This window comes from Caldithrix abyssi DSM 13497, assembly GCF_001886815.1.
Taxonomy (GTDB): Bacteria; Calditrichota; Calditrichia; order Calditrichales; family Calditrichaceae; genus Caldithrix; species Caldithrix abyssi.
The window spans coordinates 695,841-722,019 of record NZ_CP018099.1 but is presented as its reverse complement, the minus strand read 5'-3'; the positions used below and the strand labels follow the sequence as shown (position 1 = coordinate 722,019).

The window sequence follows — 26,179 nt, the reverse complement described above, 5'->3', positions numbered from 1 at the left end:
CCTGAGCGAAGTCGAAGGCTTGCCCTGAGCGAAGTCGAAGGGAGCGCAGCCGATGGAAGTTCCTTCACAATCAACGGTTGTTTCGACTACGCTCAACAACCGTACTCCCGCTCCCTGAGTGAAATCGAAGGGAGCGGTTTTCTTGCGTTGGGTCAAGACCTCTTGCGGCGCGCACTTCTTCCACGCCGCGTTATTCGTCCAGCACCATGGACAGCCCGATGCGCCCCCGTTCCAGATCAATAGAAACCACCTTGACTTCGATTACATCGCCAACGGATAGTAATTCGTAAGGATTTTTGACGAATTTTTTTGCCATGCGGCTCACATGAACCAGTCCGTCCTGTTTTACGCCAATATCCACAAAAGCGCCAAAATCCACCACATTGCGCACCGTACCCTTTAAAATCATGCCCTCGCGCAGGTCTTCCATTTTCAACACATCGCTTTTAAAGATCGGTTTGGGCAGCTCGTCGCGCGGGTCAAGCCCCGGCTTTTCCAGGTTGTCCAGTATATCATTAAAGGTCGGCTCGCCGATGCCCAGCTCCTCGAGTAAAGCGGGGATGTCCACCTTTTCCTGTTTGATCTTCAGCCGCAACAGTTTACCGCCCTGGTGAATATCGTCAACCTTGAATTTTTCCAGCAGCTTGCGTGTGGCTTCGTACGATTCCGGATGGATGCTGGTGTTGTCCAGCGGATTATCGCCATCGGGGATGCGCAAAAATCCCGCCGCCTGTTGATAAGCCACCTCGCCGATGCCATCGACTTTTTTGATCTCCTCACGATTGCGGAAGGGGCCGTGTTCATCGCGGTACTTAACAATGCTGTTGGCCGTTCGGCTGGTGAGGCCGGATACATATTTCAATAACGAAGCGGAAGCTGTGTTGACATTAACGCCCACCATGTTCACGGCGGACTCCACCACCTGTTGCAACGCTTCTGCCAGTCGTTTTTGATTGACATCGTGCTGGTAAAGACCGACGCCAATGTGTTTGGGATCGATTTTGACCAGTTCTGCCAGGGGATCAAGCAAGCGTCGGGCGATAGAAATATTGCCGCGCATGGCCGCTTCCAGATCGGGGAACTCTTGCTGCGCCACCTTTGAGGCGGAATAAACCGAAGCCCCCGCTTCATTCACAATAATGTATTCCACTTTGCGCTCGTCTTTCATTTCGCGAATCAGTTCGGCCACCATCATTTCCGTTTCGCGGCTGGCGGTTCCGTTGCCAATGGCAATGATGTCCACCTGGTATTTGTTAACCAGTGCGCGTACAATGGATTTGGCTTCCAGATATCTTTCCTGAGGCGGATGGGGATAGATGGTTGCCCCCTCCAGGTATTTTCCGGTCTGGTCGATAACCGCCACCTTACAGCCGGTTCGGAAGCCGGGATCGATGCCCATAATCATTTTGCCGCGCACGGGCGGTTGCAGCAGCAGGTTGCGCAAATTTTCGGCAAAAACGGCGATGGCATGTTCGTCCGCTTTTTCGGTCAGAGCGCTGCGCACTTCGCGCTGGATGGAAGGGAAAATCAGTCGCGTAAAACTATCGGCAATGGCCTGCCGCAGATAATCAATAAAAATCGATCTTTCATTTTTAACATACAGCGCTTCAATTAAACCGATCATTTTTTGAGAATCCACCTCAACGCTAACTTTTAGCACGCCTTCGGTTTCGCCGCGATTAATGGCCAATATGCGATGCGGCGGAATGCTGTTCACCGGTTCGCTGTAATCGTAATACATTTCGTAGGGCGTTCGTTCTTCCGCATTTTTAACGGCGCTTTCTAACAGCCCGGTTTTAAACGTGGCTTCACGAATTTGTTTGCGCACTTCGGCGTCGTCGCTGATCACCTCGGCCACAATATCCATGGCGCCCTGCAAGGCTTCCTGAACCGTGCGCACTTCTTTTTCTTCATTGACAAATTTTACGGCGATCTCTTCGGCGGAGCCTTCTGTAACTTCTTGCTTCAAGATGATTTCAGCCAGCGGCTCCAGGCCTTTTTCTCTGGCAACGGTGGCGCGCGTGCGTTTTTTAGGTTTGTATGGCAGGTAAAGGTCTTCCACTTCCTGCAGTTTTGTGGCTTTCAGAATTTTTTCTTTTAACTCGGGCGTCAGTTTGCCCTGTTCCTCAATGGATTTTAAGATAGTCTCCTTGCGAGCTTCCAGCGCACGCAGATATTGCATGCGATCCTGGATGGCCCGAATCTGGTTTTCATCCAGCGATCCGGTAACCTCTTTACGATAACGAGCAATAAAGGGCACCGTGTTGCCGGTGTCTAACAGTTCTATGGTATTTTTTACCTGCAAAGCCTTCAGATTAAGCTCTTCGGCTACCAGTTGAATCATTTCGATCTCTGTCATAACTCCTCTGTACGATTAATGGTTTAACATTTTCTACAGCCCTGCTAATTTAAAAAATTGTCGCTTACATGCAACGGAAATTTACACCAGACTGAATGGCCCCCAAATTTTTTAAGATAACAATATTTTTTCTAAAATCATTTTTACAACTCACCCCCTAATTTCATACTTACTAACACGTTAGGTATGCTCTTATCCCCCTCTCTTTGCAAAAAGAGAGGGGGATTAAGGGGGTGAGTTTTCCATACATTCAGCTAATGTATTCCCTTAAATATCAATAGATTATAAGGTCTTTGTTTGAAATTTTGGGGGACATTCAGAAATTTACACCAGAGATTTTTGACAACTTGATAAAAGATTGATATTTTTAGAATTCAGAAAGGAGAAAAAATGCGCGAACTGGTAAAAATTTTTAAGGCCCTGTCCGATCAAAATCGTTTGCGGATTTTAAAAATGCTGGAAGTCCGACCATTGTGCGTTTGCGAAATCACCGCCGTATTGCAACTGGCCACATCCACCGTCTCCAAACATCTGTCCATTTTACGCGAGGCAAAGTTAATCACGGACGAAAAACAGGGGAAATGGGTCAACTATCGGCTCAATCGCCAGGGAAACATATCCTACGTTAATGAATTGCTGCCTCTTCTAAGCCAATGGCTGCCAGACGATCCTACCATTCTAAAAGACAGAAATAAAGTTAAAACCATTCATCGTCAAACCATCTGCCAGGTTTAGGCCTCCGGCAAAATGGATGATGAAAAAATATGTTGTTTTGTGATATTTGGCTTGCCCGGCGCAATTTCATTCCTTAATTTGCAAATGTTTTATGAATTCTCTTTAAAAAGGTCTTTGAGTTGTCGATCTAAAACAGATTTTTGAAACACTGGTTTCAGTTTATGTATTTGGATTTTCCTCCTGCAAATCCAGATCAAAGCTGGTAAGTCTCACTTTTTTGTAGCGAATTCATTCACACTCTGCTATCAAGATTCTTCAATATAGATGTTTTACCATGAAGGAGGTGTGATGCAGCGTTTTGTTATTGCTACGTTTTTTTTGATTTTGGGCTTAACGATCCTGTGGGCTGAAGAGATCCGCTACACGGACAGCTGGGGAAAGCAGGGCTTTAACCTGATCCACAGCGACGCCCGTGAGGTGGAGCTGATCGTTTCCATTGAAAAGTTTTCATTGTTACAAAAAGAGATTAATGATCGTATTCGCGACGTGATTCAACTGCCCGGCACTTTTTTGCCCCACGATGCGGGCCGGCCCAACCTGCCGGCGCTCAGCCGCTTTGTGGCCATACCCCAGGGCGCGAACGTAGAGGTGGAAGTGCTGGAAACGCGGATCGATGAATTCCGCGATGTAGATATTGCCCCGGCGCCCGTTATCCCGTTTGACACGCAGGACGGCCCGCTGGAATATCCGCAGGATGAAAACATCTACCAGAACGACGCCTTTTATCCGGAAAATATCGTCAGCGTTTCCGAGCCGCGTCAGATTCGCGGCGTGGATGCGGTGCTGATCGGCGTTACGCCGTTTCAGTACAATCCCGTCAGCCGCGAGCTCAAAGTGTACCGCGACGTCCGTTTAAAGATCACCTTTACCGGCGGCCAGGATGTGTTCGGCGACCAGCGCCTGCGCAGCCGCTGGTGGGAACCCATTGTGCACGATATGCTGCTCAACTACAGCAGCCTTCCTGCGCCCAACTTTACGGCCAGCGCGCCCGAAGTACAAAGTAGCCGGGCCACGGTGGAAAACGTGGAATACCTCATAATCGTTCCGGACGATCCGGTGTTTAAGGCCTGGGGCGATTCCCTGCGCGTGTTTCGCAATCAACAGGGCATCAAAAGCGGAGTCGTTACCACTACAGAAATTGGCGGCAACACCTTCGAAGCCATCGAGAGCTATGTGAACAACGCTTATTACAACTGGGAAACGCCGCCGTCCGCTGTTTTGTTGCTGGCCGACTATGGCAGCTCAGGCAGCACGATCATCTCTTCTGACGAGCAGCCGCATCCCTACAGTGGAACTTACATTTCTGACAACTACTATGCCGATGTTGACGGCGACGACTTGCCGGACATTGTGTTCGCCCGCATTACCGCCCGGGATGAAGAAGAACTACGCAATACGGTGGGTAAAATCCTCGATTACGAACGCCACCCGCCCACCAACCCTGACTTTTACAGCCATCCGGTGACGGCCATGGGCTGGCAAACCGAGCGCTGGTTTCAATTGTGTGCGGAAGTTGTCAACGGTTTCTGGGAACACAAATTAGGCAAGCAGCCCGTGCGTGAAAACGCCATCTATTCCGGCACACCGGGCGACGTATGGTCAACCGCCACCAATACGGAAACCGTAGTGGATTATTTTGGCCCCAACGGTCTGGGCTACATTCCCCAGACTCCGGAACATCTCAATGACTGGGGCGGCAATGCCACACGTCTGAACAACGACATCAACAGCGGCGCCTTTATGATTCAGCACCGCGATCACGGCTCCGAAACAGGCTGGGGCGAACCTGATTATAGTATCAGCGACATGGATGGCCTGCACAACACCGATTTAACCTTTGTTTTTTCGGTCAATTGTTTGACCGGACGCTTTAACTGGTCCAGCGAATGCTTTGCCGAGGCCTTCCACCGTTATTCTAACCGGGCGCTGGGCATTATTGCCGCCACTCAGGTGAGCTATTCCTTTGTGAACGACACCTACACCTGGGGCATGTACGACAACATGTGGCCGGAATTTATGCCCGACAAAGAGACCTGGTTCGGAACGCGTTTTATTTTGCCCGCCTTTGCCAATGCCGCCGGGAAATATTTTTTGCAACAATCCGACTGGCCTTACAACGAAGACGACAAGCCCATTACCTACTATCTTTTTCATCACCACGGCGGGGCGTTTTCCATGGTTTACTCCGAAATGCCGCAGTCTTTAACTGTTTCACACAATTCCGTGGTGGAAGCCGGCGCCTCAACCTTTGGCGTTACGGCTGACGAGGGCTCCTTGATTGGGCTTTCGGTTAACGGCGAGTGGATTGCCAGCGCCGATGGCACCGGCGACCTGGTGGAAATTCCCATTCCGGAACTGCAGGTGGGCGACACCATGCTGGTTACGGTAACCAAACAAAATTACTACCGCTACCAGGCGCCGGTGGAAGTGGTCAGCGCGTCCGGCGCTTATGTAACCGTCTCTTCGTGGAGCATTGACGACGAAACGCAGGGCAACAACAACGGTCTGGCAGAGTTTAACGAGAGATTTTTCCTGGATGTGGCGGCCAAAAATCTGGGATCAGAAAGCGCCATGCAGATTACCGGCACGCTTTCCAGCAGCGATTCTTATTTACAAATTTTGCAGAATACGCACTTTTACGGCAACATCGACTCCGGACAGATTGTAATGGGCGATAACGCCTTTGAACTGCAGGCCGTTAATGAAGCGCCAGATCAACACACCGCCACCTGCACAATAACCTTTACCGATACAGCGGATGGCTCCTGGAGTTCCAATATCTCCATTGTCATTCAGGCACCGGATCTGGCCTGCGGTAATTTGTCCATCGACGACACTGAACAGGGAAACGGCGACCTGAAATTTGACGCGGGCGAAATCGTCGATTTTGTCATTGAGTCCATCAATCAGGGCCATGCCGATGCGCCCAACACCGTCGCCCGTTTACGCAGTTTGCATGCGGACGTAACGGTTCTTGACGATCAGGATGATCTGGGATTGTTAATGGCCGACGACACCCTGAACGCCCGCTTTACCCTGCAGTCTTCCGAAAGCATTCCGCTGGGCACTTCCGCTTTTTTTGAGTTCACGGTGAGCTCCGGCAGCTACAGTGCAGTGGACACCTTTGAGGTCATCATCGGCGATGTGCCGGTTTACACCATGAGCAACTCTACCGTTACGGTGAGCAATGCCATCTTTTACGACAGCGGCGGCGAAGAGGGCGACTATCAGCCGCGCGAACAATTGACCATGACCTTTAAAGCAGACGAGGGATATGACGGGCTAAAAGTGCTTTTTACGGCTTTTGATGTGGGCAGCGGGGATGAACTGCGCGTGTACGACGGTTCCTCCACCAGTGCGCCTGAATTCCCGGGAAGTCCGTTTACGGGAACCACCTTGCCGCCGGAAATGGAAAGCACCAACAGCGAAGGCGCCCTTACCTTTTATTTTTCATCGAACCTGATCTTTAATGCAAGCGGTTGGCGGGCCGAATTAAGCCCAACGACGATTTCTAATCGATCCGAAACGCCTGATATGGTTCCTCAACGGTTTGTGGTACACCCAAACTTCCCGAATCCGTTTAACCCCAGCACCACCATTCGCATCGAACTGCCGCAGGCCGGCGATGTTGGCGTGCGCATCTATTCCACACAGGGCGAGCTGCTGCGTACCCTGTTCCACGGTACTTTAAACGGCGGCGAGCATCAACTAACCTGGGACGGAAAAAACGACGCAGGTAGTATGCTTTCGAGCGGGGTGTACTTTTTAGTGGTGGAAAGCCAGGGCCAAAAAGCGGTACGAAAGATGATGTTGCTTAAATAAAACCAGATTAACAGAAACGCTCGTTTCTATTCAATGATCAAAAGCGGGCAAATTTAAAAATCCTCTGAAAGACGAACTGCTTTCAGAGGATTTTTTAATAGAAACAGAACTTTACAAAACGCGCCGCTCGTTACCGGCCGCTTTGAATATGAGATTCAAACCACTGAGAAGTGTGCGAGCGCACCATTTGAATTAAACAGATGTGCGCGATAAAGGGAGCGGGATTTTGCAGGGCGTTTTCGTAAAGGTTGATCAGCGCGTTGCTGTATTTATCCAGATACACGCTGTCGATTTGCGTGGGGTCGCCCAGCACGATCAATTTGGTGTCTTCGCCCAGGCGCGTGCCCAGGGTGCGCATTTGAAAGGGGTTGGCGTTCTGCGCCTCATCAAAGATGACAAAAGAGTTGGCCAGATCGGCGCCGCGAATATCGGCCAGATTGAGTAATTCGATCACCCCGGAATCGAGTAATTTTCGGTAGCCCTCGTCGGATTGTTCACTGGTAAACAGGCGCAGCTTTTCCACAAACGGGCGCATTTTGGGAATCAGTTTGCGTTTTAAAGAACCGGGTAAAAAGCCGATGTCTTCGCCCAGGCGGCTTTTGGTGATGACGGGCTTTATCAGTTTAATGGAATCGTACTTGCGTTCTTTAAAGACCTTTTCCAGCGCAGCAGCTATGGCGATGTGTGTTTTGCCCGTTCCGGCCTTGCCGATAATGATCTGAATCTTAATGCTGTCGTCCATGGCCTGCTGCATACAAACCGCCTGTTCAAAATTGTACTGCTGATTTTCGGCGTCCAGCACTTTGGGCGGCATGTCCAGAATGCGCGTAGAAAAATAGTCGAAATACTTTAGTTGATGACCTTTACGCATGGCCATGCCAAAAAATTGTTCTCCTGGATCAAACAGGGCCACGCCTTCATTTTCGGCCAGACGCCACTTTTTACGATAGGAGATGGCCCAGTTCTCCGTGGCTTTGGATTTGAATAATTCATTGATCTCCTCGCCGGTTAACTGCAAATGTTTAACCGGTTGAAAAAAGCTGTCCAGATACTCTTCCGAAATTTTATCGTGCAGATAGTCTTCGCAGGCAATGTGCAGAGCCCAGCCTTTAATCCGCAAATTGCGATCCTTGGTAACCAGGATAAAGTCGCGTTCCGGAAAACGCTCCTGCAGGCCCATGATCTGGGATAACATGGCGTTGTCTTTGTAATTGAGGGTCAGCTCGTCCGGAAAGTTCTTGGACATAAAATTGTTAACGAAATAAAGAATTCCGCCTCTTCCGTTCGGAATGGAAATCCCTTCTTCCCAGTTTTCCGTTCTTTGAATGAGCTGCTCCAGCTTCTGGCTGATTTCCCTGGCATTAAACCCTAACTGCGGATCGCTCTTTTTGCTGTCGATTTCATCCAGGACAAACAGCGGGATGAGCACAATGTTTTCTTCAAAGCGAAAAATGGCCGAAGGGTCGTGCAGCAGGACGTTGGTATCTAAAATAAGGCAGCGTCGCCGATCTTCTTTGCTTTTGGGATTTAAATCTAAACGCATAGAATAAAATAATTCATCAATGTTTAACTCCGGTTAATCTGCTATTGTAAATTCGTAAAAAAGCGATCTAACTTTACACGTTAAAACGAATATTTAAGATGTCTCCGTCTTTTACGATGTAATCCTTGCCCTCCAGACGAAGCAGCCCCTGCTCTTTGCAGGCCGCCATGGAGCCCAGACGAATCAGATCGTCGTAGTGTACGGTTTCGGCCCGAATAAATCCCTTTTCCAGATCGGTGTGAATGACGCCGGCCGCTTTCTGGGCGTTGGTCCCCTTGCGGATGGGCCAGGAACGACACTCGTCCTCTCCCACGGTAAAAAAGGAGATCAGCCCCAGCAGCTCGTACGATTTACGGATCAACTTGTGCAGCGCCGGCTCTTTGATGCCCAGGTCTTCCATAAAAACCTTTGCGTCTTCTTCCTCCAGCTCGGAAATCTCTTTTTCAATTTCAGCGCTTAACGAAGTTACCGCGGCATTTTTCCCCGTGTAGGCTGTAAATTCCCGTTCAATTTCTTCGGCATTGGGAATTTGACTTTCTTCGATATTTAACACATACAGCACTGGTTTGGCCGTTAAAAACTGATAGCCTTTAAGGATCAACGACTCGTGCTCATCAAAATCCATTTCGCGCAGGGGCTTTTCGTTTTCCAGTTGTTCTTTCAGCTTCTCAAACAGCGCCAGCTCGCGGCGATCTTTTTCATCCTGGGTTTTGTTGACCAGCTTTTTCAACTTTTCATGGCGTGTTTCAACGATTCCCAGATCGCTTAACAAAAATTCAGCGTTGATGAACTCGATATCCGCTTTGGGGTCCACACGATTTAAAGGATGCGGGTAGTACTCGTTTTCGAAAGCGCGCACCATTACCAGCAGGGCGTCCACAGTTTTAAGATTGGCCAAAAACTGGGGCGGCAGACCGCGCGTTCCGGCCGATTCGCCTTCCAGACCCGGCACCTTCAAATATTCGATGGTGGCGTTGACCTTCTTTTTAGGATTAAACATCTCGGTTAGTCTGTCCAGCCGTTCATCGGGAACCTTAACCACGCCGCGTTCTGCGCTCATCTTTCCCACGGCGTCCTGACTTTTATGTTTTAGTAAGGTTGAAAAAAGCGTCGTTTTTCCGGAAAAGGGTAAACCTACAATACCTATTTGCATCTGATCTCCTGAAATTTCGAATGAAGTTTTTTTTAACTTCGTTAATTTAAGCAATTCTCATGCCGCAATCAAAGTTTAGAAAAGAGGGCCCGCTCACTGAGCGCAGCCGAAGTGAGCGTTGTCGAAGTGTTGCCCCGCTCACTGAGCGCATCCGAAGTGAGCGTTGTCGAAGTGTTGCCCCGCTCACTGAGCGAAGTCGAAGTGAGCGCAGCCGAAGTGACCGCAAGTTGGCATCCCCCCCGCCCATCGGCTGCGTTCAGAGCACGGGAAAATACTTTAAGGAAACGAAGCCGCAACCAAAATCAACCACAACGTGCGCAAAGTAATTTTCTCGCAGATTACGGCAATCATCGCAGAAAATTATTTAACATTTAAGACGCAAGCTAAGCAAACCGGTACTCTACTATTCGTAATTCGGGCACAGCCTCCCGCTCCGCGTGATAATTCGTAATTTTTAATTCAAGTACAGCATAGCAGCAAACAAAAACATTCCCGCAGGAATTTAAGCAACCACAGGGTGCTCAGAGAAGTAACAAAAGGCGCAATGAATATTTTAAATTAAATTACCCTTGTTCGTTCGATCCTCACTCCCAGACAAAAGATCAGGAATGAACGTACTTGTAAGGTTGAAGGATTTCCAACCCTACTTTATCCAGAGCGCTTTTTTTATATGACTAAAGATTAATGCTTACCAGCGCTGAATTGTTCTTGGAAATCCTTCGCCCCTACATAAACGGTGGCAGGAATTCACCACATTTGCAGAAACAGGTTTGAAATGACAGGCCATCGACTATTCAACCAATCAACCAATCAACTAATCAGCCATGGCGGGATTGATGCTACAAAGGAAATATCCTAAAAATCAAACAGGGAAAGCTGTCCGTCGTCTTTTTTGCGTTTGGGCGGACGCTCTGCGCGGCGCGCCTCGATCAATTCCTGTTCGATGGCGTCTAAAAACTGGCTGCGCGGCAGTTGATACGTTTGCCCGAATAAGAAGCGCCTGCGGGCGTGCGTTAAAAACAGGTAGTGCATGGCGCGCGTCATGCCCACGTAAAGCAGGCGTCGTTCTTCTTCAACGTCTGCCGCCTGTTCTTTGAAAATTGCGTAGGGCAAAAGCCCCTGTTCACAGCCCACGATAAACACCGCGTTAAACTCCAGGCCTTTTGCCGCGTGTAAGGTCATCAGGGTTACCTGTTCGGTTTGTGGCGCGTACAGGTCCTGTCCATGGCCCAAAAACGCCCACTGCAAAAAAGCCGGCGTGTCTTTGCCGAACGGCGCGGCCAGTTCAAACAATCGTTTCAGGCGTTTTTTCTCTTTTGGGCTTTGCGGCTGAACAAAATGGATGGAGATCAATTCGAGTAATTCGCTGACCGTTTTTTGCTCGGCGACCAGTTGTTCCAGCATCTGCCAGTCCTGGCCGTTAACGTCGCGCGCCATTGCTCCTTCTTTAAGATAGTACGATTGACCTGCCAGAGTGCAGCGTAAAATTTCAATTACAGAGCGCACCGGCTCTTCATGCAGCCAGGAATCGTGCCCCACCACCTGGTAAGGAATGCCGTGATCGTTGAGGGCTTTTTCCAGGACGGGGATCATGGCTTTCAAGCGTACCAGAATGGCAAAATCGGAAAGCGACTGAATGCGCTGGGCCTGATTGCCCTGGGTGATGGCGCTGTCCATGGAAAAAAAACGCAAACCGCCCATCATTTCTTCGATGGTTCGGGCTACGAATTCGGCTTCGCTTTTTTCGCTGGCCTCCTCAACCAGACGGATTTTAAGGCCTTTGTGCAGACCTTCCAGAAACCCGCCGCCCTTTCCGCGGTAAAGCATGGAAGCGGAAGCCTGTAAAATGCTATCCGAACAACGGTAACTGATTTTTAGTCGGAACGACCTGGCCTTCTGAAAATCGGTTTCAAAACGTGTAATGTAATGCACATCCGCCCCGCGAAAGCCGTAAATAGCCTGATCGGGATCGCCGATTACAAAGAGATTGGGCTCGCTGCCCGCGGCAAGCAATTTCAATAATTCGTACTGTCCGCGATTGAGATCCTGGTACTCGTCCACCAGAATCCATTTAAAGCGATGGCGATATGCTTTAAGCAGGTCGTCGTGAGAACGAAGCAGCTGCACGGTCAGGTAGATCAGGTCTTCCAGATCAACGGCATTCTGGCTTTCTAAAAAGTCGGCGTAGCTTTGCATGGCAAGTTGCAACGTTTCGTCTTCCGGCGTTTCCACTAAAAAGAGTTTTATTTTGCCGATCAAATCGTTAAAAGACTCCAGGTCGTCTTCGGCAACCACAGCCAGCCGTTTTAAAATTTTTTTCCGGTCTTGCGCGTCAAAAATGGCGATGGGCGCCTGTCGGTTAAGCAGGGCGGCGTTTTCATTTAAAATTTGATAGCCAAGGGCGTGAAAGGTGCCAATGTTCAACTGTTTTACCATTTTTCTGGAACGGATTAAATCCGCCACGCGCTGACGGATTTCTTGCGCGGCCTTGTTAGTGAAGGTAACGGCCAGAATCTCCTGCGCCGGCACGTGGCCGTTTTGAATTAAATAGGCAATGCGCCGCGTGAGCACGCGCGTTTTACCCGTTCCCGGACCGGCCAGCACAATAGCCGGTCCACGAAAGTGTTTAACCGCCGCCTTTTGTTCTGCGTTTAAATCCTTCAACAAAAGTTCTTCGCTTTCAAACTCAAACAAAGAAGCCTGCGAGGGAGCTGCTTGTTGCGCCTCTTTTTGCAGCGCACGAAATTTTTTAAGGTCAAAGGGAATGGGCTTTACCAGATGGTATTGCGTCTGCGGTTCGGCGACCAGATCATTAAATAGCGACTGTTGACTGGAACCCTTAGCGGTTTCTCCTTCGCCAAACACACGAATGCGGCCGAACTCGCCGTCGAAGCCTTCTTTGACGATTACGCGCCGCTCTCGCATGCGGCGGATGGCCTCGTGCACCAGCTCGTTGGTCATCTGTTTGATTTCATCGAGTGGTAAATTCAACAATAGATTAAATTCCGACCCGGCTTTTTGAATGAGGGCCTGATAGGCCTGATCCACGGTTTTCGTATTGGGGCCGGTTTGTAAAATTTCGGAAAGCGCTTCTTTTAGAGGAATAAGCGAGTAAAACGGCTTACGGCCCGGGAGTTCTTCGATCTCTTCACGATCAGAAAGTTGAGCCACACGATTTAGCACGCCCACGGTCACCTTTTTCCCGCAGACCGGACAGATTCCTTTATTTTGCAAGGTTTGCAGGGGATCCCAGCGCACGCCGCATTTTCGATGCCCGTCTAAATGATATTTGCCTTCCTGAGGATAAAATTCCACCGTGCCTGCGAATTTCTGGCTGTCTGGATTTTTCAGGGCCTCAATAATGCCGCGGTAGCTCAATTCTGCCTGGAAAATATTGGCCTCCCGCCCCAACTTTTCCGGGGAATGAGCGTCGGAATTAGAAATGAGCGTAAAGCGATCCAGAAAGCTGCACAGCCAGTTCATGGGCGGATCGGACGACAAGCCGGTTTCCACGGCGTAAATGTATTGCGTAAGGTCTTCGAAGCACTCTTCAATGGAATCAAAACCGCTTTTAGAGCCCAGCGCCGAAAACCACGGCGTCCAGATATGCGCCGGAATGAAAAAATTGTCTTCGTTAACTTCCAGGGTTAATTCCAGCAGGTCTTTTGCGTCAAGCCCCAGAATCGGCCGCCCGTCCGAAGTGATGTTGCCGATTCTGGAAAGTCTGGCCTGCATTTGCTCCACGCTTTCAAAATCGGGCGCCAGAATCACATTGTGAATTTTGCGTACTTTATTGTTCTTTTTGTAAATGCTGCTGATTTCTGCTGACAACAAAAAGCGCACGGGCGTATCGGGAGCGCCGGGCAGCCGTAGTTCTTCTTTCAGCTTGAACAGGCCGTCTTCAGCCGGCTCCAGCTTTTCCTTCAACTCCTTCAACCATCCCGGATGGGTAAAGTCGCCGGTACCGACCACCGTGATCCCTTTAATCCTTGCCCAGTAATCTAATTTTTCCGGAATTAAATCTTTACTGGTGGCGACCGAAAAATGTGAGTGTATGTGTAAATCAGCAATGAAGCGCATAAAAGTTCTCCATATTGCAAAACGAATCAGGGCTATTTTAAAATCTTTTGTCAATTAAAGCAAACAAACCGTTTAAAATTTTGTGAATTTCCATTAAATTGTTAATTTTCGTTTTAACGAAATTTTTTGCCTGTGGCCGGACGCAGTCTTTCAGGTTTAATAACTTACGCACTGCCACAGTCTGCTACCGCTACGGCGGGACATCTCAACCGTTTGGCCGTTCAGGCGCGGCGTAAAATTTGCAGGGAAGGTATGAAACCAGCAGCAAAATCGAGCAGGGCATTAGGCGAAGAAAAGATCGGCCCGTTGTTGTTCCGGCTTTCTGTTCCGGCGACGGTGGGCATGCTGGCCATGGCCCTGTACAATGTGGTGGATACGATTTTTATCGGCCGCGGCCTGGGAGCGCTGGCCATTGCCGGGGTTTCCATCGTGATGCCCATTCAAATGCTCATTTTTTCGTTGTCGCAAACGTTGGGGCTGGGCGCTGCTTCGATCATCTCGCGCAGGTTGGGGGCAAAAGATTTAGGCGGCGCAAAAAACGCATTTGGCAACGTGTTGCTGTTAAACATTGTCATCAGCAGCTTAATCGTCTTTCTGGGCTACCTGTTTGCCGAGGAGTTGCTGTATCTTTTTGGCTCGCAAGGGGCCATGGTGTCTTACGCTCACGACTATTTTGTGTACATTTTGTTCGGCACGCCATTTTTAATGTTTGACATGATTTTAAACAACGTAAACCGCGCCGAGGGCAACATCAAATTTGCCATGATGACCATGGTTATGGCGGCCGTTTTAAACATCATCTTCGATCCGATTTTTATTTTTACTTTAAAATTAGGGGTCAAGGGAGCTGCCCTTGCCAGCGTGCTTTCGCAGTTTTTAACCCTGCTTGTTTTGCTTTATTATTTTTACAGCGGCCGCAGTAATTTAACTTTTGAGTGGAAATATTTTTCGCCCAATTTCAAAGTGATGAAAGAGATATTAGCCATCGGCGCCTCGTCGTTTGCCCGTCACGGCGCAGCCAGCGTTCTGGCGGCCATTTTAAACCATAGTCTGTTTATTTTTGGCGGCGAGATGGCGGTGGCCATTTACGGCATCATTAACCGTATTTTGCGCATGACCTTTATGCCGCTGTTCGGGCTGGTGCAGGCCTTTTTGCCCATTACCGGCTACAATTACGGAGCCGGGAATTACGAGCGCGTTTTGCAAACCCTGAAATTCGCCGTTAAGTATGCGACTCTGACGGTCATTGGCATTTTTATCTTTTTGATGATTTTTGCGCAGCCCATCTTTTTTCTTTTTAATGATGATCCTGTGCTGGTTAAAGAAGGGGCCCGGGCGCTGCGCATGATTATTTTACTGACGCCGTTGATTGGTTTTCAAATGATTGGCGCCGGGTACTTCCAGGCGCTGGGCAAGGCGCTGGCCGCGTTTATTCTGGCCATCGCCCGACAGATACTTTTTTTACTGCCGCTGATTTTTATTTTGCCTCGTTTTTATAAGCTGGATGGCATCTGGCTGGCTTTTCCGGCGGCTGATATTCTGGCGGTAGGCGTAACGCTGCTGTTAGTAGTACCGGAGTGGAAGCGCTTGAAAGCTAAAGTGGACTTAATTAATCTTCATAGCCAGAATTAAATTCCAGTAATTTTTGCCAATCAATTTCCCCGCTCTGGCGACAAAAATCACGACTGAACTCCATGGTAAAACGATTAATCATTCTGGCATATTCAAGCAAAAATTCTTCATTTTTATCTCTTGCTTTATAACCAAGGGGTTCGATTAGTTCTTTATACAGCTCTTTTTCGCCGGAAATAAATTCCCAGAATCGTTGGCCGCAGTAAAAAAAATAGTCTCTATAATCAACTTTTTTTGATTTCCCGTAGCAACATCCGTTGACAGCTACCACATTGAGCCCGGAACTACTGGTGCGAAGCGTTATTTTAGCCTTACGAAAATAATCTTTTAGTTTTTCTTTTTGACTCTGGTTGCCCCAATTAGGACCGGATTTAATAGCCACAATATAGCGAACATGATTGTGATTAAATCCCAGATCAATACCCGAAATCCCCGATTTCCATCCGCCATAGGCGATGCCGTTAACAAAAATAGCCAATCCTTCTAACCAGTCACCGAAAAGCGTTTCCTCATTGGAAGAAAGGTGCGCATCCACCAGACTTTTAATAATTTGCTCTGCTGTCAGAAGATATTTTGCCTTAAAGAGATAGGGATTCTTTCTGCGTAATACTTTTTTTAATTTTAAATTTTTGAGATTTTCAATTCTTTTTGCATGAAATTCGCCAATATGTTCTGCAACATATTTAACGACTTCATTTTTGATGGTTCTGGTCAGACATCTTCCAATAGTATTTAAATAGGGGCAGTTCTTCCTTTTCCAGCTGTTCTTTAACCATGGAAAAGTATTCAGGAACGATCTCTATCCCGATCGCATTGCGTGCCATTTTTTTGAGCGACAAACAGTGTAGTTCCTGAACCCATAAACGGGTCTAACACCGTGTCACCGGGCTGCGTAAATAACTTGATAAACTATTCCGGCAGCCCTTCCGGAAAAGCGGCGCTGTGGTTTTTATTGCTGCACTCCGTGGCCAGATGGATTACATTGGTTGGATAAACCATTTTTCTATCTAACCAGTTAGAAATATTTTTGCCGAATCCGCTGCCAACTTTAGATTCATCGCGGATTTTATCTCGATCGCTTAATTTTTTCAAACGCGTTTTGGCCCAATCGCCAATAGGCACCATCACCGCTTCTTGATACATATTAAATTTTTTATTCTTGTTGAATTGCAAGATTCTTTCCCAGGCATCACGGAATCTATTAGGCCATTTTCCCGGATAGGAGTTTTTTTTATGCCAGATGAACTCTTCTGTCCATAGCCAGCCCTGCTTTCTCAATTCAAGAATCAGCTCAATCACATAGGTGCTTCTTTCGCCGTTGACAACTTTTTCTTTTATGTTCAAGGCAAAAGTGCCGGTTGGTTTAAGAACGCGAAGCAATTCCTGAGAGATCGGCAAAAACCATTGTACATAATCATCGGGATGAATGCCCCCGTAAGTATTCCTGCGCTGATCGGCATAAGGCGGAGAGGTAAATATTAAATCTACAGAGTTATCCGGGATATCTTTTAAAATGTCTTTGCAATCCCCCAGATATATGTCAATTTTTGGAATCATCGGGCATTCTCAATCTTCTTTATCTTAACAGATAAAATATAAACAATTTTTGTACGTTTGACAAAAATCATAAAATCATTAATGAGTTCAGTATAACTTGAGTTTGACAGTTGTATGGAACATAATTCCTTTATTATTATTAAGTTAGTTTAATTTCATTTTCGTTGAGTTGTCACTACAAAGATAAAAGCGTTGGCTTGCTGCTGCCTATCTCCTGAAATATTTCCAACTGTTCGACATGCACTCTGGATAATCCTTTACGACGTCTCCCTTCATTTTCCCATTCTACAACCACGACTCGACGCAGGCTCTCCATAGCACGCTGCCAACTTAATTTTATGCCACTCAAACGCTTCTCAAACAATACCGCCATCTGGAATGCAAGAAAACATACCATCACATGAGCCCTGATACGCTTCTCTGTCCAATGAAAATTGGGACGTAAATTCAAACTATGCTTTAATTCGTAAAAACCATGCTCCACATATTTTAAATCTTTATAGCGCGCTATGAGTTCTGATTTACTCAGGTCATGAGCATTGCTTATCACTATAAACCAACCGTCGCTCTTTTCTTCTTCTGATAATACCTCATCTTGCTTATGAATCTCTATCGTATCTTCTGTTAATTCAACATTAAAGAAACGACTTAAACGTTTTCTTGATAATACACTCTTTATTTGATGATATTTATCTTCTGTGTTTATTTCCTTTTTCTTAATCTCTTCTGACAGCTCTAAAAATTCATTAATACGATTGATGCGATTTTTATAGCGCTTTAATGCCGTGGCGGCATTGTAACTGGCCACATAACGAAGTTTTATCTTTTCCTTTTTACCATCTTTTGACTTGATTTCACGCTCCGTTAGGCGCTCATAGATCGTCTCACCAGTCGCCTCTTTATGCGCATTGGCTTCTTTTATAACCGATTTGACATCCTTGCTCTGACGAACACTCTCTCCAAGAATAAACTCATAACCTTGTTGGATTAAATGCCAGAGATTGTCATTGCTTAATAAACCTTTGTCTGCCACCAGCTGGATATCTTTTACCTTAAATCGCCTGCGAATATCATTGAGCATCTCTTGCAAGGTAGAGCGATCAGCCTTATTGCCAGGGAAGACGTAATGGGCTATAGGAATACCATCTCCGGTCATCACCACGCCAATTACGATCTGTTCTCTATCTCCGCGGTGGTCACGACTATAACCAAACTGACGAATATCGCCTTCTACCAATGAGTTTTCGGCTTCAAAGTAGCTTGATGTTAAATCATAAAAACAAACCTTTAGATCCTGATTAAACAGATCTAGTAAACGATTAGCAAGTTGGGTTTCAATCTTTTCCTTATGAGCTATTAGAAAATCCATCGCTCTTAAAAGATACTCATAACGAATGTCGTCTTTGTTGATACCCGGAATATAAACGGTTTCTAACCAGGTGAGTAGTTTTAGTTTGGAAGAAGGATCATCCAGGCGGTTAAATATCAGACTTTTTAAATGAGCTTCAAGATCAAACTTTATTCCGCTTTTTTCCTTTTGCCTGGCAATAATCTGGCTCATTTTAAGCTCTTTCCATAAATGGACAAGCGCCCAGATTTGACCGAAGGCCTTGACATTATCAATATTGCTATCTAAGTCCTGTAAAGTTAACCCCTTAGCCCTTAAAAGTCCGTTGATAAGCGTGTCTACGTCTTTTTTGATGAATTTGTCGGTAGGGCCTAAATGCAGCAAGATTCGATGGCGTACTTTTCCATTTGAGTCTCTGTAGGACTCAGCGATTTGTAAAGTCTCATGGACTTTGTTATTTCTTTTGGATCGACTTACCTTAACAAACATAGAATGAATATAATAATAAAACGATTTGATAGCAAATAAAAAAAGCACGCCTGCATAGACTACAAAGAAATTGAAACAGAGAAACTTAATTATATGTTTTTTTTGATTTGGCTTTGAAAAATTTGGCGTTAACTGTCAAACTGGGGGTATAAAAACCACGAATTTCACGAATGGACACGAATATATTTTATGTAATTTAAATAAAAACAATAGTCCCATTTACATGAAATTCAATAACAATACCTTTTTAGAGGAGACTCATTAATCGTTTTAATCCTTTGATCTTGTAACCAAATAATAAACGCCGGTGGTCAAAAAATCTCTGATGTAAGGCAAACGGGCTATCAAAGCATATTGTTCTTTTGGCGTAAGACCAAATTTGTAACGGTAAATGGGGTTAAACAGGTAAAAACGTTTTGTTAAAATGGCGTAACCGCTTTTCTTTAAAATCCGTTCAAAGCGTTCGATGGTGATGCCCGTTCGTTTATTCGCCGCCAGAGCTTCTATTTTATTTGATGATTCTCCGGCCATCTTTAAAACCAGACGATAAAGCGGCATGGGCAGCAAATGAAAATAAGGCATCTTTTTAAGGAAGGAGGCGCACATTTGCTGATGCCCGCCAAAGGGCATGTACCAGGGAGGAAAGGCAAAAAAGATGACGCCCTGCTCCCTTAAAAAGGTGTGCAGGTACGAAAGCAAACGCGGCTGGTCGGGGATGTGTTCGATGACATCTTTTAAAATGATTAAATCGAACTGCTTTTTAAATTTCTGCTTAAAACGCTCTTCGTAGATGTTTTCGTTGATTAACTCCAGACGCCCATCCTTTATTTCGTCGTGCATCAACTGCCGGGCGAGGGCCAGCTTTTCGGGGGCAAGATCCACGCCTACAGCGCGCCAGCCACGCTTGATAAAAGCCTTTAGCACGCCGGCCTCGCCGCAACCAATTTCCAGTACGCGTCCGCCTTCGGGCAAGGCCCGGGCCTGTTCGATAAAGGGAATGATAAAATGCTCCGTCACCTCGGTTTGCATTTGAAAGTATTTTTTACGATCGTCATGAAAATTGTAAGGCATGGATCAACTCCGCTATTTGCTTACGAAAGGATTGTCTTTTACCCAAAAGCGCCAGGGTCTGGCGGCGTCTTCGCCCGCATAGTGAATGCCGATGCGCGGGCCCGCAGTAATGAAATGCGGCGGGAGGGCAATCCCTCTGTCCTCAATCCACAAAAGGTCTCCGCTTAAATAAACGCCGTAATGAGCCAGAGTAATTCCCAGGGCCCTGGTCAACTTTCCTGGCCCGTTGGTCAGGTCGGGGATAACGCGTTTTTGTTTTCTTCTGGCCATCATGTGTTCCACGCCTTCCAGCGGTTCAATGGCGCGGATCAGCACGGCATCCGGTTTGCCCGCCCGGTTGGTAACCACATTGAGCAAATGGTACATACCGTAAATCAGATAAACGTAAGCCCGACCGTCTTCTTCGTACATCACACGCGTTCGTTCGGTGCGGCGATTTTTGTACGCATGGGAAGCGCGATCGTTCTTTCCGCTGTAGGCTTCGGTTTCCACGATAATGCCGGCCGTTCTTATTCCCTCGATTTCAGAAACCAACACTTTGCCCAACAACATTCGAGCAATTTGCGCTACATCGCCCCGGAGATAAAAATCTTGCGTTAATTTTTTACTTTTGGAGGGCGACCTTAACAATTTTGTCAGTAGCATTGCATTCCATCAAACAAAGATTTTACTTTCCGGCACCACCTGCTGCGGAATAAGACCGTGCACATTTTCGCCTCCGGTCAATCTGGCCCGAATGATGCGCAACCACTCCCGGCTGCGTTCTTTGCGGTAATATTCTCGCACGGCGGGATCAGGAAATTGTTCGCCGCCACGACGCATTTCCTGCAAATAGCCCTTGATGTAATACCAGCCAATCAACGATTTACTCTTTAATGATTTAAAAAAGGCACGCGTTAAAACCTGAAAAAAGGGATGGTGCAAATGCCAGTCGCGCTGTCCCCTGCTCAGCTCGCCGGATTTGCGATCGAATCGCGCGTCGGTGGGGCGGACGCTTACGGCAAAAACATCGGTTAGAGTGACCACCTGCCAGCCCTGCGTTCGAGCCTTGACATTCATCACTGGGTCCCAGGCCCGGCTGCGCGGTACCCCGCCGATATCTCTAAAACAATCGCCGCGCACCAGGCGCAAACCGCCGCGAGGATTGTCTTTGCGTTGAAAGGGCTCGACCTGCCACTGACCGCGTGCGTTCTTTGAACAAAGCGTTCCGGAAACAATGCCAACCCGGGCATGGTCGTCCAAAAATTCTTTAAGACGCCGCCAGTATCCCGGGCCAAAGCGGATGTCGGCGTCTAAGAACCCGATGTACTGCGCGTGTTCGATTTCGTCTTTTACCGTTTCCATTCCAGCCTGAAAGACTTCGGAAATGTGAAAGCCCATGTATTCCGGCTGTTCATCCAATCTCTTTACACGAATGAACGGATGGCGCGCGGCCAGCTCTTTCAGTTTTTTCTCGCTCCCGTCATTTGAGGCGTCGTCCACAATAACCCAGATATGCGGTTTGAATTTACTGCGCGTCACGCAGTTTACCAGATCATCGAGTAATTCGTATTCGTTGTGCACCGGGGTAATTAAAATGAACATGGTAAATTTCACTTCTCATTTTGAAACATATTGAACAAGCGGCTTGTCACAGGCCGCTCCTCTTTCCTCGCAATGACAGACCGGTGATCATCCATCTAACTCTTCAATTCTTACACTTTTCTCTTCCCAACGGCGGAAGGCGTTTCCTTCACTAGCCCTCACCCCCTCAATCCCCCTCTCCCAGAATAAAAGTCTGGGAGAGGGGGACGCTGGGCGTGGGCGGTCATATCCAGAGGTGACAGATATTCCTAACCCGATGAGTCGGGACTTGGAATGACAGACCAGTGATCATCCATCTAACTTTTCAACTCTTACACTCTTATACTTTCCCCTTTTTTCGCCTGAGCACATGGCCTGCCAGCGAGCCCAGCAAAATCAAATAGATAATGCCCAGCGAGGCGTAGGAAATTTTGATGTTCCTGAAATAAGAATCTGGCTCGAACTTTAACACAACCGTGTGTTCGCCGGCCGGCACCACAATGGATTGAATGGCGTGGTCGGTCTTGTAAATTTTTTGCACCGGCCGATTGTCGATAAAAATTTTCCAGCCTGGCGGATAATAGACTTCGGAAATGACCAGCAGGCTCTGCTTATCCGTGTAAACCTGCAATTGCAGTTCGTTGGGCGTGAATTTAAGTACTTTTGTAAAACTACTGTCCGGTTGAGAAATGGGCTCGGTTAATTCCTCTTCCAGAATGGCGGTTGTGGCCGGCTCAAACTCGCGGCTGTTGATGGTGTGCAGACGCTGCACCTCATCTTTGATCACCTGCGTCTGCCCCACAAAAAAAGCGCGCGGCAGGTAGCCGGTAAAATAGTAAACGTACAGTTTTGCCCCCGGATCGCTTTTCACCAGCCGGAGAAACGGATGCTGTAATTGCTGTTGGGTAATAACGTATTTAACGTTCAGAATTTTTAACACATTCCAGTTAATGGGCAAGTTGCGATCCCAGCCGTTGTAGATATTTTTTTCGACCAGTTCTTCGATGGCGTACATTTTGATCGGCGTGTAACCGCCGATGGATTGGTGAAAATAGACCCAGCGATTATCGCTAAAAAGCTGACCCGCCGGAAAAATACGGAATAAGTCTTTGTCGCTCTTTAAGAAACGATCGATTTCCGTCGGTCGAAAATGCTGGCGTTCCAGCCGTTTAATATCGGTATATTGGGGTTTTACCCGACTCTGCACCTGCAAAGAGTCGCCGATTTGCAACAGACCTAAAACTAAGATTAAAGCCCAGGTCGATAGCTTGTTCTTTAAAAAGGCAAATAAGGCGCCGCCCGTAAGAATGAGGAGCACAAAATAACGGATCAAATCACGCTGGAACAACTCCTGCCTGATCTGTTTGATGATTTCCAGGGTCTGGCCCTGATACGTTTCGCCGACTTTGCTAAACGAGGCGCCCAGACTGTACAACCAGAAGATCGCGCCCAGAGCAAAAAAAGCGCCAAAGGTGTACAAAATTAATTTCTGTTGTTTCCAGTCCACTTTGTCGCGCCTTAATTCTAACAGATATTTAAAGCCATAGACGGCGAAAATCACAATGATAAAATAACTCACCGTCACGCTCATCATGGGCGCGCGAAATTTGTTGAAAAAAGGAAAGTAATCGAAAAACAGATGGTAAAACAGCGCAAAATGGCGACCGAAAGAGAGTAAAACCAGCACCAGCAAAAGAAAAAACAGGCTGCGAATGGTGACATCGCGCCAGTTAGCGATCAGCCCGATTACCGCCAGCATTAAAATAATCAGTCCCATGTACTCGTAGCTTTGCGTAAAGGGCATGTGTCCCCAGTAGCCGGGGATGCGTTGATTTTTAAGCTGCGGGAATTTGCTGCCATCGTACTGTTCGCCGGACATACCGCCGTAAAAATGCGGCAGGAGCCAGGTAAATATTTCCGACGGATGCGTGGACCACTGTGTGGCGTAATCAAAAGAGACGCCGGAACTTTTCTCCTGCCGGGCGCCTGTTTGTTTGACATCCACGGTGGTTTTGCCGCGTTTGGAATAGGGCAGATATTCTTTGGCTAAAAACAGCGGCTGAGCGGCCATGGCCACCGCCAGAATGAGCGCCACAAGACTCAAGCCCACCGTTTTGCCAGCCGAAGCCCAGTCCTTATCCAGCAGGTTTTTAATTACAGGATAAATGCCCAGCGCAAAAACAGCCAGCCCCGTGTAAAAAACGATCTGATAATGTTGTGTACGAATTTGCAAACCAAAGGCCAGGGCAAACAATGCCATGGAAAGCAATGTTTTTTTATCCAGCAAATAACGAAAGGTTAAAAAGGCCCAGGGCAGATACATCAGCGCCATTAACTTGGCCATGTGGCCTTCGGTGTAAAGCGATTTGTAGTGAGGAAACAGTACAAAAAGCAGCCCCCCCAACAAACTAATTAAAGGCGACATGCCAAGATAGCGGAAGAGCAAAAATCCGCCCAGCGCGCCCAGTAAATAGTACCAGAACACGGCGTGCAGCAGCCTGGACATTCTGGAAATCAAATTATCTAACGAAAATGCTTTGGGACTCAGGCGATGGTAGATGGGCATGCCGGCAAATAAATTGGGATTAAACAGGGCCTGCTCGCCCGTTTGCTGTTTGTATTCACGCACCGAATGCATCTTTGCAATGGAACCGAGGACGTCCACCCCCTGCGGTGAAAGACGATCGATGGCCAGCGGTTTAAGTAAAATCAACAAAAAGAAAAAGAGGAAGGCCACCGCAAGGTAATCCTGCGTTCTGGGCGATAGTGTAAATCCGCTCGTTTTTTTTTTGGCGCCTGTTTTTTAGGATGCGACTTCTTTTGCTTTTTTGCAGCCATGGTAAAGCCCTTTTATTTGTAATAATTTTTTTGAAAACCAACCTTCGCGCCCTTTTTCAAAAGGACACGACGAATAAAATTGTAGATAAAGCCCAGCCCGTAGCCAAAAATCTGGAAAGGGATGACAACTGGCAAATAGAGGGCTGGTTTTAGCTCTTTGTACATGAAAACGGCGTCGATCATGGAGATCAACAATAACAAAGCGCCCAGCGCCAATCCGGCGAGGAAAACCACTTTTGCTGGTTGCCAGAATACAGCCAGCAGGGCAATCAGAATCACAATGAGCGTAGCAATGGCCGGCAGCACATGCACCAATTCCAGCATGCGTCGATCCATTTTGTACAGATTGACGCGCGCCACGCCCCAGTTAAACACCTGTTTGAAAAATCGACGTAAGCTGGTTCTGCGTTTATGATAAACCGGCGCATCGTGCACAAAAATGACCCTGGCGCCCGAATTAATGATCCGGTTGCTAAACTCAATGTCCTGACCGTGACGCAGAGATGAAAATCCGCCGATTTTCTGCCAGAGCTCTCTGCTCAGGCCCATGTTGAAAGAGCGCGGATAAAATTTAGCCAGCTTTTTTCCTTTTTTACCGCGCAAGCCGCCGGTGGTCAGAAAGGATGTCATGGAATAATTAATGGCTTTGAGTAACGCGGGAAAATCTTTGCGATAGGTGTCGGGACCGCCAAAGGCGTCGGCTTTTTCCTGATGCAGAGCTTTATCGATATTCGCCAGCCATGTGGCAGGAACCGTGACGTCTGAATCGACAAAAATAAAAAAATCACCCTCGGCCTTTTGCATTCCCAGGTTGCGCGCTGCGCCGGGTCCCTGATTGGATTGCGTGAAATACTTTAAATCGAAGGGATATTGATGCCTGGCCTGCTCCACAATTTGCGGCGTATTATCCGTAGAGCCGTCGTCGGCAATGATGATTTCAAATCGTTCCAGCGGGAATTCCAGGCCCGCCAGCGATTGCAACAATTCTTTAATTTCATCCGCTCGATTATAAGAAGGAATGATGATCGAATACTTGTAATATTTCATGGCCTTCCATCTTATTCAATGACTTCTTTAACCGCAAATTTGGGGCGCGTGTCTTTACTGCTGGTTAGCATATCGCCGATTAAGCCCAGCGAGAACGATTGCACTCCGACGATGACCAGCAAAATGCCCAAAAAGAGCAGGGGACGGCGACTAAGCGGTTCGCCCTGAAACCACTGGATGGCCAGAACGACCAGAATGAGCGCGCCAAAAAACATGTTAATCAAACCAAACAGACCAAACAGGTGCATGGGTTTGTGTTTGTAACGGGTAATAAACAACACGGTAATTAAATCAAAAAAACCGCTCAAAAAGCGACGGGCGCCAAACTTGGTGTGCCCGAACTTACGAGCGTGATGTTTTACGGGAATTTCGCCCACGCGAAAGCCCTGCCAATGAGCCAGCACCGGCAGGTAGCGATGCAATTCGCCGTAAATCGGTATGGCTCTAATCACTTCCTTACGGTATGCTTTTAAACCGCAGTTGAAATCGTGAATTTTGATGCCTGTTAAAAGGCGCGTTGTAAAATTGAACAACTTGGAAGGCACGGTTTTGGTGATGGGATCATGCCTTTTCTTTTTCCATCCGGAAACCAGATCGTATCCCTCGTCCAGTTTTTTTAGCAAGTTCGGGATTTCCGCCGGATCGTCCTGCAAATCGGCATCCATGGTGATGACGATTTTTCCCTGGGCGCGGTCAAAGCCTTCGGACAGCGCCGTGCTTTTCCCGAAATTTTTACGAAAACGCACAATCTTAATCTCAGGATGCTTTTTTTTGCTCTCCAGCAGACGATTTATTGAGTCGTCCGTGCTCCCATCGTCGATAAAGATCAATTCAAATTGCAAATTAAGGGGCCGAACATGAGTGTAGATGCGCTCTACCAATTCCTGGAGAGAATCCTCTTCATTTAAAAAAGGAATGACAATTGATAAATCCATATTTCCC

The 26,179-nt window shown here is 47.4% G+C and carries 15 protein-coding genes and 1 pseudogene; 3 read left to right on the top strand and 13 right to left on the bottom strand.

Annotated elements, in window-relative coordinates; translation table 11 throughout:
* Nucleotides 1-190 precede the first annotated feature (190 nt).
* Nucleotides 191-2,359: a Tex family protein gene (locus Cabys_RS02825; RefSeq protein ID WP_006928607.1), complete on the bottom strand. Its 2,169-nt coding sequence runs from the start codon at nucleotides 2,357-2,359 to the stop codon at nucleotides 191-193.
* 390 nt (nucleotides 2,360-2,749) lie between these two features.
* On the opposite strand from Cabys_RS02825, the gene Cabys_RS02820 reads away from it, so the two are divergent.
* Nucleotides 2,750-3,094, top strand: coding sequence for an ArsR/SmtB family transcription factor (locus Cabys_RS02820; protein WP_006928606.1), 345 nt, complete (start codon nucleotides 2,750-2,752; stop codon nucleotides 3,092-3,094).
* A gap of 288 nt (nucleotides 3,095-3,382) precedes the next feature.
* Nucleotides 3,383-6,916, top strand: a complete 3,534-nt coding sequence (locus Cabys_RS02815; RefSeq protein WP_006928605.1) for a C25 family cysteine peptidase — start codon at nucleotides 3,383-3,385, stop codon at nucleotides 6,914-6,916.
* Between the two features lie 130 nt (nucleotides 6,917-7,046).
* On the opposite strand, the gene Cabys_RS02810 is transcribed toward Cabys_RS02815, so the two are convergent.
* From Cabys_RS02810 to Cabys_RS02800, 3 genes are all read right to left on the bottom strand, one after another.
* Nucleotides 7,047-8,459, bottom strand: a complete 1,413-nt coding sequence (locus tag Cabys_RS02810) for a PhoH family protein (protein ID WP_006928604.1) — start codon at nucleotides 8,457-8,459, stop codon at nucleotides 7,047-7,049.
* A 73-nt stretch (nucleotides 8,460-8,532) separates the two neighbouring features.
* Nucleotides 8,533-9,612 (bottom strand): redox-regulated ATPase YchF, encoded by a 1,080-nt coding sequence (gene ychF, locus Cabys_RS02805; RefSeq protein ID WP_006928603.1) that lies wholly within the window; start codon nucleotides 9,610-9,612, stop codon nucleotides 8,533-8,535.
* An 855-nt stretch (nucleotides 9,613-10,467) separates the two neighbouring features.
* Entirely contained in the window at nucleotides 10,468-13,692 is a 3,225-nt protein-coding gene (locus tag Cabys_RS02800; protein WP_006928602.1) for a UvrD-helicase domain-containing protein, read from the bottom strand.
* Between the two features lie 252 nt (nucleotides 13,693-13,944).
* Between Cabys_RS02800 and Cabys_RS02795 the strand changes: the two genes are divergently transcribed.
* Nucleotides 13,945-15,324: an MATE family efflux transporter gene (locus Cabys_RS02795; RefSeq protein ID WP_006928601.1), complete on the top strand. Its 1,380-nt coding sequence runs from the start codon at nucleotides 13,945-13,947 to the stop codon at nucleotides 15,322-15,324.
* Here the strand turns inward: Cabys_RS02795 and Cabys_RS02790 are convergent.
* The 9 genes and pseudogenes from Cabys_RS02790 to Cabys_RS02750 all read right to left on the bottom strand — a co-directional run bounded on the left by Cabys_RS02790 (nucleotide 15,302) and on the right by Cabys_RS02750 (nucleotide 26,172).
* Complete coding sequence (locus tag Cabys_RS02790) at nucleotides 15,302-16,027, bottom strand: PmeII family type II restriction endonuclease (protein ID WP_081475050.1); 726 nt, start codon at nucleotides 16,025-16,027, stop codon at nucleotides 15,302-15,304. The two genes, Cabys_RS02795 and Cabys_RS02790, sit on opposite strands and share 23 nt — an antisense overlap.
* Nucleotides 16,017-16,881, bottom strand: a pseudogene (locus tag Cabys_RS02785) (DNA-methyltransferase). Before Cabys_RS02785 ends, Cabys_RS02790 begins: the two are co-directional and overlap by 11 nt.
* A 175-nt stretch (nucleotides 16,882-17,056) precedes the next feature.
* Nucleotides 17,057-18,718, bottom strand: coding sequence for an IS1634 family transposase (locus Cabys_RS02780; protein ID WP_083581042.1), 1,662 nt, complete (start codon nucleotides 18,716-18,718; stop codon nucleotides 17,057-17,059).
* Nucleotides 18,719-18,988: 270 nt separating this feature from the next.
* Nucleotides 18,989-19,789 (bottom strand): class I SAM-dependent methyltransferase, encoded by an 801-nt coding sequence (locus Cabys_RS02775; RefSeq protein WP_006928598.1) that lies wholly within the window; start codon nucleotides 19,787-19,789, stop codon nucleotides 18,989-18,991.
* 12 nt (nucleotides 19,790-19,801) lie between these two features.
* Entirely contained in the window at nucleotides 19,802-20,434 is a 633-nt protein-coding gene (locus Cabys_RS02770) for a DNA-3-methyladenine glycosylase (protein ID WP_006928597.1), read from the bottom strand.
* 9 nt (nucleotides 20,435-20,443) lie between these two features.
* Entirely contained in the window at nucleotides 20,444-21,373 is a 930-nt protein-coding gene (locus tag Cabys_RS02765) for a glycosyltransferase family 2 protein (RefSeq protein ID WP_006928596.1), read from the bottom strand.
* 319 nt (nucleotides 21,374-21,692) lie between these two features.
* Nucleotides 21,693-24,089 carry a glycosyltransferase family protein gene (locus Cabys_RS02760; RefSeq protein WP_006928595.1) on the bottom strand — a complete coding sequence of 799 codons (2,397 nt, stop codon included), beginning with the start codon at nucleotides 24,087-24,089 and terminating at the stop codon, nucleotides 21,693-21,695.
* A 113-nt stretch (nucleotides 24,090-24,202) separates the two neighbouring features.
* Nucleotides 24,203-25,237 (bottom strand): glycosyltransferase family 2 protein, encoded by a 1,035-nt coding sequence (locus Cabys_RS02755; RefSeq protein ID WP_006928594.1) that lies wholly within the window; start codon nucleotides 25,235-25,237, stop codon nucleotides 24,203-24,205.
* Between the two features lie 11 nt (nucleotides 25,238-25,248).
* On the bottom strand, nucleotides 25,249-26,172 hold the full coding sequence (locus Cabys_RS02750; RefSeq protein ID WP_006928593.1) for a glycosyltransferase family 2 protein: 924 nt from the start codon (nucleotides 26,170-26,172) through the stop codon (nucleotides 25,249-25,251).
* Nucleotides 26,173-26,179: the final 7 nt, after the last annotated feature.